The following is a 14,385-nucleotide window of genomic DNA, read 5'->3' as shown; positions in this document are numbered from 1 at the left end:
GGCAGGCCAATAAAAAGCACACGTGTGTGCTGCCAGTTAAGATAGGGCTATGCCCGAAAATGAAAAACCACCGGCTATGCCAGTGGATATTTATTATAAAAGATTAGTTTGTTGATAAGATTCTGAAGTGTTTAATTTCTTGAATTAAAACTGTTTAAGAATATATAGCTAATTTTTTAGAATTATTTTGTTAGGTATCTATTAAATGATATACTTGTATAAAAAAAACGAAAATATTCTAATAATAAAAGTTTAATAGAATATTTTCGACTCTTCGATGAATTCTTAGTAGTGTTTCTATTTCTAATTAGGACAAGATATTTTCGATATCAATGTATGGTGCATCCTTCCATAGTCGTTCTAAATCATAGAAAGCTCTCTCCTCATTTTTGAAAATATGGACAATACATTCTCCATAATCTAATACAATCCATTTTTGAGTATCATAGCCTTCTTTAGAATGTGCAAAATGGGATATATTTCTCATCTCATCCTCTACATTTTTAGCAATAGATGATACTTTTCTTTCATTATCAGCACTTGCTATTACGAAATATTCAGAAATTGTGGATACTTTTTTTATATTTAAAACGACAATATTTTCTCCAAGTTTGTCTTTAATAGCATTGATGATGGTTTTTAATTCACTCACAATTGTATACTCCTCCTATTTTTTAAAATCTTTTCCGACAATAATCACAATATCGGGCTCTCTATAATCAATTGCAATAGTACCTTGTTTTATTTCTCCAACTTCTATAATTTCAGAAATTTTGTTTGCTAAGCGCTCATTATCCTTGTAATAAATTTTTGTTTGTTCATAATCAAAATTGCTGGCATTTCCGCTAAATGAAATAGGAAGTTCTTCAATTTTTAATAAATCAGATACTCTTCGTGTGATTTTTGGTATTCCACATCCATTGTAAACAAATATACTATATTTTGGATTTTTATTTTGAGATGAAGGATCTTCGACAGGTGTTTTATCATTACTTATATATTCTTGCTTTTCATAAACACCTTTATTTAGATAGTCTATAAGATTTTGTGTCTCATCTTCATCAATAATATAATATGATGTTCCATTAATGTTTTTGGCAACGCCAGGAATCATTTTTTTAGAAATATCATTTGGATTTATCTTTATTAGTGTAGAGGCTAAAGATATAATTTCTTTTTTTGACATATCTGTGTCAGCATATTGATATAGGGTTTCAAGGTGTTTAGGTATTTTAGTTATAGACTGTGATGACAGTAGCTTATGAAGAAAAGAGTCCAAGAAATACTGTTGAGCTTCAATTCTCCCTAAATCTTTATTTGCATATCCATATCGAAATCTTATGAATTCCATTGATTGCTGTCCGTTTAGTGTTTGAATTCCAGGTTTGAAATGAATGTGTAAGTTTGATGCGTTATCATCATAATCCATATTTTGCAATACATTAATTTGTACTCCACCCATATCATCTACCATTTTAATAAGAGCATCATAATTCACTCGGATATAGTGATGAATAGGAATATGAAAAGTATTCTTTACTGTAGAAACAGCCAATTCAATCCCACCATACTTATGTGCATGATTTATTTTTGTCTTGTTTTTTCTACCTGCAACTTTTACACGACTATCTCTTGGAATAGAAAGTATATATCCTGTTTTTTTTACAGGGTCAATACTACATATAATCATTGTATCGGTTCTTGAATTATCAGCATCTACTTTTCCTTCAACTGTATCTATTCCCATAATAAGAACATTGACACGTTCTTTAGGTTCTGTTGCATTTAACCAGTATTTTTCAAATTCAGAACTATTATCTTTTTTTTCATCTTGTTGTAAGTATACAGTGAATGAGATGATGGCAAATAAGATAATAAATGCAATACTAAGATTCTTAAAAATATTTTTCACACAAAATCACCTTTCTATTTATACAACTCTCCATAAGATTGTTTCTAGCTTCAATGGTAAGAGGATGAATTAGTTTATTTTCTTTTAATAAAAAAGAAATAGTATAGTTTAATGCATGATAAAAGCCTAACTCTAAGTCATAGGCAGAATATTTTCTTAACTCATCCACATGCGGATAAGTTCGATTTGGTTCTATACAGTCGGCCAACGCAACAATAATTTCTAGACGACTCATGTTTTTTCTACCGGTAGTATGATAACAAATTGCATTTAGGATATCCTCATCTGAAACATGATATTGCTCTTTAGCAATGATTGAAGCAACTTTTCCGTGTAACAATTGTGGACTCTTCTCTTCAATTTCATCTATAGGACAATTTTTGCTTTTTAAAAAGGAAATGAGTTCATTAGACGAATATTCTTTTGCATAATCGTGAAACCATGCCGCAATTATAGCTTTCTGTTTGTTTTCATGAAAGATGTCACATAGTTGTGCAGAAGTTTCAACAACACCTTGAGTGTGTTGGAATCGTTTGGCAGATAAGGTGGTTTTCAAATGTAATATTAATTTTTCTAAATGCAAACAAATCACCTAGTTTCATACAGATGTTCTTTTTGGATATAGCGAAGTACGTTGTCAGGTAACAAGTAACGAACAGCTTGTTTCTTTTGTATGAATTGCCTTATTTTCGTTGATGATATATCTAAAGATATAGTAGAAAAAAACAAGACATCCATATTGTACTTTTGTTTTAAATCATACATTTTTTTTTGAATGTAATCAGAAGAACTTGCTTCATTATTTCTTAGAAAGCAGACAAACATTGTATAGTGTGATAGTTGCTCAAAACAATACCACGATTCAATATTTAACAGAGAGTCTAAACCTACAATGAAGAAAAATTCATCATAAGGATAATCAGATTTTAATTTTTTTAAAACATCTAAAGTGAAAGATTTTTCTTGATTAAGTTCTTGCTCAAGATTAGAAGCGATAAAATCTTTATTATCTGCAATTGCTTCCTTAATCATGTTCATTCTGTGTTCAAAACTAACCAAATCTTCGTTATCTTTATGATAGGGATGCATTGCAGGAATAAACATAACTTTATCTAAGTTAAGAGAATCCTTTGCGGCCTCAGCTATATAAAGGTGAGCTGTATGAATTGGATTAAAGGTTCCACCGAGTATTCCAATTTTTTTTCCCATAATATTAGCTCCTAAAAGTTTAATATTTTTTACTATGAATATTATATCTTAAAATCTAGTATAATTCTATAGTTAACACATATGAAAGGAAATGAATAGATAGAGAACTGTCAGTTGCAGAAAAATATCATTGTCTATAGTCTAATGTGTTACTTTTCGTGCTAGAAAATCTCCTACTGCTTGAATTAAATAGACAAATAGAAGGATAATGATGACGGTGACAATCATAGCATCTTGTTTAAATCCTTGATATCCATAACGAATTGCAAAATATCCTAGACCGCCACTTCCAACAGATCCTGCAATTGCTGAGAAACTAAGCAAGCTGACCAAAGAAACGGTGATGGCATTAATGATTCCTCCCAACCCTTCAACCAAAATTACTTTTAATATTATTTGCAAGGGAGAAAATCCCATAGATGTATAAGCTTCTATGACTCCTAAATCTATAGAATAGAGTGCAAGTTCAACTTGTTTTGCTAGAAATGGAATACAGGCAACAGTAAGAGGGAATAACGCCCCTTTTAGTCCGATACTTGTTCCCATAATGAAACGAGTAATTCCTGTTAATGCAGTAAATAAGATAATTGCAGGAATAGAACGTAATGCATTTACTATTTTGGATAAAATAGAATAAATTTTAGGATTTTCTAATATATGGCCTTTTGATGTAACTAACATGGTAATTCCAAGAGGTAGTCCAAAAATGGTAGAAAAAAAACCTGAAATCGTTATCATAAGAATAGTTTCCCATAAAGAGGATATTAGTTCAGGTAATAAATTTATTATATTAGGAAAATAAACACTAATCATGAGAAATCACCTCAATTCTTGTTCCGGTTTGGTTAATATACTGTATTGCTTGTTGTATCTTCTCAGAATCTCCCAGAAATTCTACAACTAAATTTCCTACCATAGAATCAGATATTTTTTCAATATTTCCAAACATAATATTAATAGAGATGTTATATTTTTGAATGACATCAGATATAAGTGGAGAGTGAGTTGTATTTCCCAAAAAAGACAATTTATACATTGTTTGTTTTTCATCCTTCATTCTCTCTAAAAATTCATCTCCATGCATTGTTTGTGATACAAAGGATTTTGTGATGTTATTTATTGGATTAGCAAAAATATCAATCAAGCTACCTTGTTCTACAACTTTTCCACCTTCCATAACGGCAACTTTAGTACATATTTGTTTAACAACTTCCATTTGATGTGTGATAATAACGATAGTAATACCAGTGGTCCTATGGATTTTTTTAAGCAAATTTAAAATAGATTTTGTTGTATTGGGATCCAATGCCGATGTAGCCTCATCGCATAATAAAATTTCCGGATTATTACTTAATGCTCTAGCAATGGCAACTCTCTGTTTTTGTCCGCCACTCAATTGGCGGGGAAAAGCAAAAGATTTTTCTTCTAAACCTACTAACTTCAATAAGGAGTTAACACGTTCATTGATTTGCTTTTTACTCATACCATTTCGTTTCAAAGGGGCTGCTATGTTATCAAATACATTGATATTATTCATAAGATTAAAATGTTGAAAAATCATACCAATGTTTTTTCGTTGGTTTCGTAATTCTTTTTCAGAAAGAGAAGATAAGTCAACACCTTTTATTTGTACTGTTCCTTGTGAAGGAACTTCCAAGAAATTGATACATCTAACCAAAGTGCTTTTTCCGGCACCGCTATATCCGATAATACCAAATATATCACCTTTTTTAATATGAAGATTTACATCATCTAACGCCACCACATTATTATTTTTTGTGTGGAAAGTTTTGGACACATTTATTAAGTTAATCAATTACAATCACCTCAGTAATTTATAGTATAGTACCATTAATAATATCATTATTTGTATTTTAATTGAACAAAAAATTAAAAAAATTTAAAAAATTATTAAAATTAGTAGTGGAACACTATAAGTTTTTTATAAGAATCTCTTTTCTAGATTTTGAATATGATTTAATTTCAAATTCTCTTCTTAAAGCCTCTGATTTTGAAGTAAATTCCTCGAAATATACAAGGGAAACAGGTCTTCTACCACGTGTATATTTAGCACCTGTGCCGTTATTATGTGCTTCAACTCGTTTTCCTATATCATTTATAGTATATCCAGTATATAGAGAATTATCGCTACATCTTAAAATATATACAAAAAAAGTATTTTTTTTGTTCATAGAGTCATTTCCTTTCATAAAAATTAGTATATAATTAAAAAATAGTGTATAATTAAAAATTAGTGTATAATTAAAAACGAAAAGATGAAAACCATCATATATGATACTATATCATAATGGATATGTTGTTAAATACTATTAATAGAGAGTATATTTTCTAGTAAAGAAAAAATTTACTAAAATTGCTATTGAAAAGATTCAGATTTAGTCAGAAGGGGAATAAATATGATCAAGGGAGTAGGAGTCGATATTGTTTCTATACATAGGATGTCTAATTTGTGTAGTAGGCACCATAGAGCATTAGATAGATTATTTACAGAAAAAGAAAAAATTTATTTCAAACAAAAAAATTATTCTATTGAAACTATCGCTTCTTTTTTTGCTGTAAAAGAATCTGTGGCCAAAGCATTAGGTACAGGGTTTGTAGGATTTTCTATGAAAGATATAGAAGTTTTTCATGATTCTTATGGGAAACCCTATGTTAGTTTGTACTCTAAAGCAAAAGTTTTATTGGGGGAAAAAGAAATTTCTTATGTATATATATCTATTTCCCATGAAAGAGATAATGCGATTGCCCTCTGTATTATGGAATAATAGTAATGAATGTTGTTATTATATGAAAAATGTAAATAATATAAAAAAAATATAAAAAAACAAAAAAAATATGTAAATTAGTGATATACTGAATGAAATAAATATTTCAGAGGGGATTTTTTTGTGAGACAATATGGAGCAACTTGGGCTGAGATTAATTTAGATACATTAGAACAGAATTGTAAAAATTTGAGACAGTTAGTTACTCATAAAACTAAAGTATGTTGTGTTTTAAAAGCTAATGCATACGGACATGGAAGTGTTGAAATAGCAAAGTTATATGAAAAGTTAGGAATTGACTACATTGCTGTATCCAATATGGATGAAGCATTGGAGTTAAGAAGTGCTGGAATTAAATTACCTATTACTTGCTTGAGCTTTGTTCCTGAGTATCAGTATGAAGAGTTATTGAAACATGATATAGATATACCAATTTATACCTTAACTCAAGGAATGACTTTGAATGAAATTGCATTGAAACATCAAAAAGTAGCAAATGTACAGATTAAAATAGATAGTGGTATGTCTAGGATAGGCTTTCAGTGTAATGATATGTCAATAAGTGATATCAAACAATTGAGTGAATTAAAAGGGTTATATTTTAAAGGGATATTCACTCACTTTGCCAGGGCAGATGAATACGATAAATCTCATACTCAAAAACAATTTCTAGTTTTTTCTGAACTTCTTCAAAAATTAGAGGAGCGGGATGTAAAATTTGAAATAAGACACTGTTGTAATACTGCTGCAACAATCAGTTATCCTGAATATCATTTGGATATGGTAAGACTGGGAATAGCTTTGTTTGGATACTATCCATCCGATGAGATTTCTAAGAAAAAAGTGGATATTAAGCCGGTAATGAGCTTATTTTCTACAATATCAAATTTAAAAGTGGTAGAAAAAGGAACCGGTATTAGCTATGGTCATAAATATATTGTTAAGAACGATTACGAAAAAATTGCAACAATTCCAATTGGATATGCAGATGGGTTCAGTAGGGCATTGAGTAATAATTGTTATGTTAAAATAAAAGGAGAAAAGTATCCTATTGTTGGGAATGTTTGTATGGATCAAAGTATGATTCGTTTGGATATTTCCAAAGACTTTGAAATAGGAGATAAAGTGGTTATTTATTCAGATGAACAAGATATGAGAGTAGAGCGATTGGCAAAAGCCATGGGTACGATTTCCTACGAAGTTTTGTGTATGATGCAACGAAGAATACCAAGAATTTTTCGTAGAAATGGAGAAGTAGTTAAAGTGGTGGATTACTTAAGGATGAGGTGAGGTTATTCAAATATGTTTGCTAATAATTGTTATGGGAACATAACCTACTTACATTGAGAGAGTATAGGTATATTATAGATATACTTACAAAATTTATAAAGTATTATGGAAAGTTGGAAATGATTATGATAAATACTATAGTAAAGAGAGGAGATATTTTTTATGCTGATCTCAGCCCTGTCATTGGTTCTGAACAAGGAGGAGTTAGGCCGGTTCTTATTGTTCAAAATGATATAGGGAATAAGTATTCTCCTACAGTTATTGTTGTAGCAATTACTTCACAAATTAATAAGGCAAAATTACCAACTCATTTGGAAATTTCTGCAAAAGAATTTGGTTTGGCAAAAGATTCTGTAGTTCTATTGGAACAGATTAGAACGTTGGATAAACAGAGGTTGAAAGATAAGATTGGGAAGTGTAGTCCAAGATTTATGGAAAAGGTAGATAAAGCTTTATACATCAGTTTAGGGTTAACTGACATGAGAAGACGGTAGATGTGATACATAGTAAGTAAGTTTTGAAAATATAATATAAAATATCTATACAACAAGTGCTTTTGTAAGAAATAGATTGACAGAAGTTTAGTGAAAGTTTCTTTACTTTTTTCGATTGGTGATTTTAGATTTTTATGATGAATCATGAATTATATAATCGTTTCTTTTTTTAAAAAAGTGTGATATAATCTAGGAAGTGTTTTGCAGATATGGCGAAATGGCAGACGCGTACGCTTGAGGGGCGTATGAACATTGTTCGTGGGAGTTCGAGTCTCCCTATCTGCACCATACATATTGTATTTTTTTGTAAAATGCTGTGAATATTGGAATCATGGCATTTTATTTTTTGTATCTGTGTTTATTTTTTTTTGTTTATCATAGTTTTTATTATTTGTTGCACACCGGTTGCACACTTTTACACGCTTTATGCAAATAGAATATTTAACTTTTCTTCTTCTATTTTTTCTGATGTTCCCATAACATGAGTATAGATTTCCATTGTTGGTTGCTTTGTGGAGTGTCCTAATAGAACTTGAACGGTTTTTTGGCGGAACTCCTTCCTCAAAAAGTCTTGTTGCGTAGCTGTGTCTGATACAGTGAAATCCTTTGTGCGGTATATTTAGTTCTTTTTCAATTTATTTTAATCTTCGAGGTAGTATTTTTCTTTCTAATCATCTTCCAAAATCATCACAAAAAAGCAGAACAGATTGAAAAGGAAGTGCAGTATCAGAGCTTAGCATTTTTGAGATTTTGTCCATTGCTTTTTTCGGTACCGGTAAGGTTCTGATACTGGATTCAGTTTTTGGTTTTGTGATTTCATACCTTCTTGTTCTGGTCAAATTCTCTTCAATATAGTAATTGTTTTGAATTGTTTATTTACAGTTATTTTGTTTTTACTAAAATCAATATCTGATTTATAAAGTGCTAAAATTTCACCTAATCTCATTCCGGGTGCAAATGCTAAAAAGATTTCAATGTCTTTTTTGTCATCAGTTAAGTAGGAGATAATTTTTTCTTGTTCTTCTTTGGTATATGCAGTTCGTTTTCTGCCATTTACTTTTGGAAGAGTGATAGATTTAGCAACATTTTTGAAAATATATTCTTCCTGAAGTGCGAATGTTAAACAAGAATTTATACGAACTAATAATTGTTTTGCATTGTTTGGAATCAGTGAGCTTGAATTTATAGCTTCGTTAAAATATTTTTGTAGTTTAATAGCAGATAGATCCTTTGGTTTTACGTTTTCAATGGGAGTACCTACTATTTTGTTTCGATAGAATCCTTCATATTTTGAAAATGTTGCAGGAGAAATGGTGTTCTTTTTGTATGTGAATATCCACATTTTGAAAAAGTCTCCAAATGGAATTTCAGAATCAAGGATATTTAATCAACAATCTACTTGCAGTTGTGCCTCACGCATCCGTTTAGCCACATCAGATTTTACATATCCCGAAAAAACTTTTTCTTTTTGGATTTCCGTTTATATCAAGTCCTATGGTAATTTGTGCACGGTAATATGGTTTTCCATTCTTCGTTATTTTATATTTGGTTCCTTCGCAAGTTCCTTTTTTCTTTGACATAATTGTACCTCCTTGAATGTGTGATAAGAAAATGGTACAATTAAACAGACCATTTCCCTATTTAGAGAGTGAATTTGGTTATTTAGCCTTGTTAGAGTTGCGCGCTCTACAAGGCTTCTTTTTTATTCATCAAATACAATATGAGAAATCACTTTACCTCTAATATTTTAAGTTATCATTAATATCATAAGTAATATCTACAAATGATTTTTCTGTTGAATTTGGTCTGAAAATCAGTTTATCTTCTGTTTTGTAGAAATGTTTGAGGGGATATTCGTGTTCTTTGTCAAAAACTACAATATCTTCATCTTTTAATGATGAGAACTCAATGTCTGCTCTCATAATGATATAGGAACCGTTCAGTATGATTTTGTTCATGCTTTCTCCCAGAATTTGCATTGTGATTAAATTTTTGTTGTTTTTGTGTTTTCTTAAAAAATCAAAAAGGAAGGGCTATTGTATCTAATTGCATTATTCCTTCAATGGTTGATAGAATACCAGCTGCAATAACATCCGGAACAAAAGGGATATACTTTTGGTTAGATGAAGAAACTATATTCCCTACAAAAGTTAATTTATTTTGCGTTTCGTCTTTGTATTCATCTACTAAATCGGATTTTGAAATTCTCCAATAGCACGCCATTTTTTCTATTTTATCTATTCTAGGATATTTTTTAGCATTAACCTAATCACTTACAATTGTGTATGCTGTTCCATTTATAAGGGATAATTCTTTTCCACCTATATTAGATTTTTACATATACCTTTTTATGTTTCTAGCTATAGTTTCTTTATTTCCTAAATTATTAACGAATGCAATCACCTCTTTTTTATTGATTATAGTACGCTAAAAAATAAAAAATCAAAAAAAGAAAAAATTACAATTTAAGTGTTGATAATACGCTTTTAGTGTACTGTATATAATCAAGAAGGGTAGAAAAAAGATATGAGTAAGAAAAAGAAACATAAAAAATGAGATTAAGCCTGACTCTTAACCTCATTTGGTTCAAAATAGAATTCACAATCGAATTCTAAGATAGGGGGAGAAATCCTCCCTCTATCTAATATCTTATCATATCTTTTTCCCAAGAGCAATGCTTTTTGTAAGGAGGGGGAAATAATGAAAGTAAAATTTAATATTCGCAAGACTACAAAAAAGAAAAAATTGAGGGAATTGTCGGAGTTTTACTTCTAATTGGTATTGTGCTGTTATACAGACACTTTGCCTAAAACAGAGCTGTTCTATCGGCCTATACGGGATATTTTAACTTATGTAAAGATGGAAACAAAAAAGAAGTTTGATGTAAAAGTAATGCTATTAGTTGTGATAATTAGTTGTTAAGGGGTGTAGTATGAATAAAATGACTTTAAAATCAGCTAGAGTAAATAAAGGATACTCACAAGAAGAAGCAGCAAAAATGTTAGGGGTTTCAAAAGAAACTTTAGGGAATTTTGGTATAATGTGTCCGGAAATGATAAAGAAGTAGTAATCAAGTAGAAGGGAGCATGAGCTCCCTCTATTTTTTATAATATTTGTACTTTTTCCTGAATCAATTCAGCCGGTTCTTTCAAATCATCCAATGTTACTTTGTTTTTTTCTTGCCATTTCCGATTATAATCAGTTCGTTTATTTTTCAATATCAAACGGTCCTTTCTGCATATTAAAATTAAGTTAATAAAAAGCAATATAGATTTTATTATACTTTAAAAAAGTAAGATTTTTGAAATCTCCATCCATTATATTTAGGATTAAGATAACAACTGCAATAAGCTTAATGTCTTTCATTTTTTGTATGAAGTGTTATAATAGACGTACCCTACTGAGGGGGAGAAAAAGAAGTTATTTTCTCTTTCTCTTAGACTTGCTTAATTCTGTGATTGTTAGGACTAACGCTTTAATTTCCAGCAAGTCTATTATCGTGTCTATTATCTTATTCATTTTTTCTCCTCCTTTTTATATCCTTAATACACTATGACATAGTAGATTTGTAAAGAGTTTTTGTGAAAATAGCTTAAAAAATTTTTGATTATTTTTAGAAAAATAAATGATTTATATTTGCACTTTGCTTGCACATTTTTATGTATTAAAAATGTTAAATATAAGTAATATCAATAATTTCAAGAAAAATATAGAATAGTCTCCCTAATCTGCACCATACATAAATTAATTCAGGAAATCAACTTTGGTTCTGTAAAAGGAATAAACTCTTATCATCTATCTTTTTTGACTCAGAAAATTGACTATTCTTGTTAAGTCAATGAGAAATAATTTGACTGATAAGAGAATTTGTTGTAATAAAACCATAACTAGTGTAATTTTTAACTCTATGTTTTATGGAAAATATTCACATGACAGAGAATTTTTTTGTTTATTGAATTATACAAAAACTTAAAAGTAACAATTAGATATTAAGTGTTTTAAAGATAAAAAAGGATTATACCTATTGTTTGAAGATATAATCCTTAAAATTTATTTATTTTTTGTAATTTAGAAAACTTCAGCCATCATACATCTAACACTTCCACCGCCGTAGAATTCAATAGTGTTGATGTCAGCAACTAGAATAGGTGTTGATTTTTCTATTTGTGCAACTTGTTCTTTTGTTAACGAATCATATGCCATTTTACTAATAGCGATAAAGTTACCGTCTTTACCTTTTAATTCTAAGGTATTTCCTGCACAAGCTTTTAACTGATCCATTGTTAGTTCGATGATTTCATTTCCACCTGCTTCAAGTGACTCACGAACACGAGCTCTATCTTTTTCATCAATTGCGTCAAGACCAACCAAAACATTTTTTTCTCCGATTCCCATAACAATGTTAGTGTGGTAAATTGGTTTTCCTTCTTGGTAAGAAATGAATGTTACTCCGGTATGTCCAGTTTCTTTACACCATTTTTCGAACATTTCTTTGTCTGCGCGAGGACTTAAAGTACAGTATGCTACTTTGTTTTTTCTATCAATTACAATAGATCCTGTTCCTTCTAAGATTTGATTTCTTTCTCTGTTTTTAGAATAGTCAATGATAGTAAAGAAAGGTTCATCTTTTTGACTTTCTTCAGCAATTTTTTCAACAGTTGAACGGAATTTTGCGATTTCTGCTTGTCTATTTTCAGCAAACATAGGATATATTACCATCAACCCACCTTCGTGTGTTGAGAACCAGTTATTTGGGAAAATAGAATCTGGTGTTGCAGGAGTTAATGTGTCTTGAAGAACGTGAACAGTAATACCACGATTTTCCAATTCTTTTACAAGATTATCAAATTCTTCCAATGCTTTCTTTTGTACTTCGTTAACATCCTTGTTATCATTATTTTGATACACGTTGTTTACAGCAGTTTCAGCATTGAATTGAAATGCTACAGGTCTAACCATAACAATTGATGATGTAGAGTGTTTCATAAATTAATCCCTCCTAAATTTTGTGTAAAAACCTATCTATTCTAGACTTTTATCACTTATCATTATACAATATATTTTGTATATTTCAAGAGATTTAAAAATTAATTAAATAATGAAAAGTAAGTATTTCTTATTTGATAAATTTTAATTAAAATTTTATGACAAGACAGTTGTAAATTCATAATTTTTAGTATATGATTGTTTTCGAGACATAACAAGTATTGTTTTTTCACAAAAGTAACTTACAACTGTGAAATACATAATTTTAATAACAACTACTTAGGAGGATAATAAAGTGAAAGAAAATAGCAATGCAATAGAAAAGTTTTTAAAGAAAAAAGGAATTGAAATGTCTTTTCAAAGATATGGAATTGATGTATTAGGTTCCATGGCGATGGGTTTATTTGCTTCTTTATTAATAGGAACTATTCTTAATACTATAGGGACTAAGTTATATATTCCATTTTTATCTGAAGTCATATGGCCTATAGCAAAAGATATGACAGGTCCCGCTATTGCAGTAGCAATTGCTATGGCATTGAAAGCTCCAAATCTAGTTATTTTTTCTTCAGTTATTGTAGGATTTGCAGGAAATAAGTTTGGAGGACCGGTTGGTGCTTGGATTGCTACGTGGATTAGTGTAGAGTTAGGGAAAATAGTATCTAAAGAAACTAAAGTGGATATTATAGTTACTCCGGCAGTAACTATAGTTAGCGGGGTATGGTTGGGAACTTTTTTAGGACCTGCGATTAACTCTGTTATGATTCGGTTGGGAAATATGATTATGGTTGCAACTACACTGAGACCATTTTGGATGGGCATGATTGTATCAGTTGTTGTAGGGATGGTTCTAACACTACCAATAAGCTCTGCAGCATTGTGTATGATGCTTTCTTTAGCAGGATTAGCCGGAGGAGCAGCGACCGCTGGATGTAGTGCACAAATGATTGGGTTCGCAGTAATTAGTTTTAAAGAAAATGGATGGAGCGGTCTCTTAGCTCAAGGAATTGGAACATCCATGTTACAGGTTCCAAATATATTAAAAAATTGGAAAATATGGATACCGCCTACATTAGCTGCAGCAATTACCGGACCAATATCAACAATGGTTTTTAGAATGGAAAACATTCCAATTGGTTCAGGAATGGGAACAAGTGGTTTTGTAGGACAAATAGGGACTGTTACTGCTATGATGGCATCTGGTCATTCGTCAATGAAGATTTATGGTGGAATCTTATTAATACATTTTATTTTACCCACAGTATTAAGTTTGTTGTTCTATAACATTTTAAAAAAAATAGGTTGGATAAAAGATGGAGATTTGAAGTTAGATTTATAAAACTATTGTTATGTTTTAAATACAGTGTACTTGGGATGGAATGTTCATTCGAATTCAAGTAAGCTGTATTTTTTATTATCATAATTATTTATACTACTTTCTCTAATTCTTTATATACTAACTATGATAATATAAATTAAGACAATATATCTAAGTTAAAATTACACACTTATATTTATGAATAGTTCTTAATCAATTTCGTTATACATTTTAAAATGCTAAGACATAAATTTAGTTATGAATTGTATTGACAGTATAGTTATTTTTTCAGTGTTATTGAATAAATCCATAGGTAAATCAAATGTATTAAAGATTTTGTAATGTGATAAGACATATGTTACAGAAATAAATAAAAAAAGAGAGATACTT

Annotated in this window: 16 protein-coding genes, 1 tRNA gene and 1 pseudogene; 6 read left to right on the top strand and 12 right to left on the bottom strand. The window is 30.0% G+C overall.

The features are described 5' to 3' along the window. Window positions 1-307 precede the first annotated feature (307 nt). From rsfS to ACO5GE_RS06495, 7 genes are all read right to left on the bottom strand, one after another. Window positions 308-652, bottom strand: a complete 345-nt coding sequence (rsfS, locus tag ACO5GE_RS06525) for a ribosome silencing factor (protein ID WP_484830111.1) — start codon at window positions 650-652, stop codon at window positions 308-310. A 15-nt stretch (window positions 653-667) separates the two neighbouring features. Continuing rightward, window positions 668-1,912: an LCP family protein gene (locus ACO5GE_RS06520; protein ID WP_484830110.1), complete on the bottom strand. Its 1,245-nt coding sequence runs from the start codon at window positions 1,910-1,912 to the stop codon at window positions 668-670. Next, window positions 1,896-2,495: a bis(5'-nucleosyl)-tetraphosphatase (symmetrical) YqeK gene (yqeK, locus tag ACO5GE_RS06515; protein ID WP_484830109.1), complete on the bottom strand. Its 600-nt coding sequence runs from the start codon at window positions 2,493-2,495 to the stop codon at window positions 1,896-1,898. The genes ACO5GE_RS06520 and yqeK overlap by 17 nt, the downstream gene beginning before the upstream one ends. Before the next feature lie 5 nt (window positions 2,496-2,500). Next, a complete protein-coding gene (gene nadD / locus ACO5GE_RS06510) occupies window positions 2,501-3,121 on the bottom strand; it encodes a nicotinate-nucleotide adenylyltransferase (protein WP_484830108.1) in 621 nt (206 codons plus the stop codon). A gap of 141 nt (window positions 3,122-3,262) precedes the next feature. Beyond that, window positions 3,263-3,859, bottom strand: coding sequence for a methionine ABC transporter permease (locus ACO5GE_RS06505; protein WP_484830107.1), 597 nt, complete (start codon window positions 3,857-3,859; stop codon window positions 3,263-3,265). 67 nt (window positions 3,860-3,926) lie between these two features. Further along, a complete protein-coding gene (locus ACO5GE_RS06500; protein WP_484830106.1) occupies window positions 3,927-4,937 on the bottom strand; it encodes a methionine ABC transporter ATP-binding protein in 1,011 nt (336 codons plus the stop codon). A 115-nt stretch (window positions 4,938-5,052) separates the two neighbouring features. Further along, complete coding sequence (locus ACO5GE_RS06495) at window positions 5,053-5,313, bottom strand: GIY-YIG nuclease family protein (RefSeq protein ID WP_484830105.1); 261 nt, start codon at window positions 5,311-5,313, stop codon at window positions 5,053-5,055. A gap of 225 nt (window positions 5,314-5,538) precedes the next feature. Between ACO5GE_RS06495 and acpS the strand changes: the two genes are divergently transcribed. The 4 genes from acpS (at window position 5,539) to ACO5GE_RS06475 (ending at window position 7,979) form a co-directional block, all read left to right on the top strand. Then, complete coding sequence (gene acpS, locus ACO5GE_RS06490) at window positions 5,539-5,907, top strand: holo-ACP synthase (protein WP_484830104.1); 369 nt, start codon at window positions 5,539-5,541, stop codon at window positions 5,905-5,907. 123 nt (window positions 5,908-6,030) lie between these two features. Beyond that, window positions 6,031-7,197, top strand: coding sequence for an alanine racemase (gene alr / locus ACO5GE_RS06485; protein ID WP_484830103.1), 1,167 nt, complete (start codon window positions 6,031-6,033; stop codon window positions 7,195-7,197). Window positions 7,198-7,316: 119 nt separating this feature from the next. Further along, complete coding sequence (locus ACO5GE_RS06480; protein ID WP_484830102.1) at window positions 7,317-7,691, top strand: type II toxin-antitoxin system PemK/MazF family toxin; 375 nt, start codon at window positions 7,317-7,319, stop codon at window positions 7,689-7,691. A 203-nt stretch (window positions 7,692-7,894) separates the two neighbouring features. After that, a tRNA-Leu gene (locus ACO5GE_RS06475) sits at window positions 7,895-7,979 on the top strand. Window positions 7,980-8,526: 547 nt separating this feature from the next. Here the strand turns inward: ACO5GE_RS06475 and ACO5GE_RS06470 are convergent. The 4 genes and pseudogenes from ACO5GE_RS06470 to ACO5GE_RS06455 all read right to left on the bottom strand — a co-directional run bounded on the left by ACO5GE_RS06470 (window position 8,527) and on the right by ACO5GE_RS06455 (window position 9,914). Further along, complete coding sequence (locus ACO5GE_RS06470; RefSeq protein ID WP_484830113.1) at window positions 8,527-9,057, bottom strand: tyrosine-type recombinase/integrase; 531 nt, start codon at window positions 9,055-9,057, stop codon at window positions 8,527-8,529. Window positions 9,058-9,124: 67 nt separating this feature from the next. Then, window positions 9,125-9,271 (bottom strand): hypothetical protein, encoded by a 147-nt coding sequence (locus ACO5GE_RS06465; RefSeq protein WP_484830101.1) that lies wholly within the window; start codon window positions 9,269-9,271, stop codon window positions 9,125-9,127. A gap of 159 nt (window positions 9,272-9,430) precedes the next feature. Then, window positions 9,431-9,682, bottom strand: a pseudogene (locus tag ACO5GE_RS06460) (S24 family peptidase); the annotation flags it as partial. Between the two features lie 28 nt (window positions 9,683-9,710). After that, window positions 9,711-9,914: a hypothetical protein gene (locus tag ACO5GE_RS06455; protein WP_484830100.1), complete on the bottom strand. Its 204-nt coding sequence runs from the start codon at window positions 9,912-9,914 to the stop codon at window positions 9,711-9,713. Window positions 9,915-10,623: 709 nt separating this feature from the next. On the opposite strand from ACO5GE_RS06455, the gene ACO5GE_RS06450 reads away from it, so the two are divergent. Continuing rightward, a complete protein-coding gene (locus tag ACO5GE_RS06450) occupies window positions 10,624-10,758 on the top strand; it encodes a helix-turn-helix domain-containing protein (protein ID WP_484830099.1) in 135 nt (44 codons plus the stop codon). A gap of 1,001 nt (window positions 10,759-11,759) precedes the next feature. On the opposite strand, the gene ctlX is transcribed toward ACO5GE_RS06450, so the two are convergent. Beyond that, window positions 11,760-12,677: a citrulline utilization hydrolase CtlX gene (gene ctlX, locus ACO5GE_RS06445; protein ID WP_484830098.1), complete on the bottom strand. Its 918-nt coding sequence runs from the start codon at window positions 12,675-12,677 to the stop codon at window positions 11,760-11,762. A gap of 349 nt (window positions 12,678-13,026) precedes the next feature. On the opposite strand from ctlX, the gene ACO5GE_RS06440 reads away from it, so the two are divergent. Next, a complete protein-coding gene (locus tag ACO5GE_RS06440) occupies window positions 13,027-14,016 on the top strand; it encodes a PTS sugar transporter subunit IIC (RefSeq protein ID WP_484830112.1) in 990 nt (329 codons plus the stop codon). Window positions 14,017-14,385 lie beyond the last annotated feature (369 nt).

This window comes from Filifactor sp., assembly GCF_057248345.1.
The sequence above is the reverse complement of the archived record's forward strand: the minus strand, read 5'-3'. Positions and strand labels throughout refer to the sequence as shown.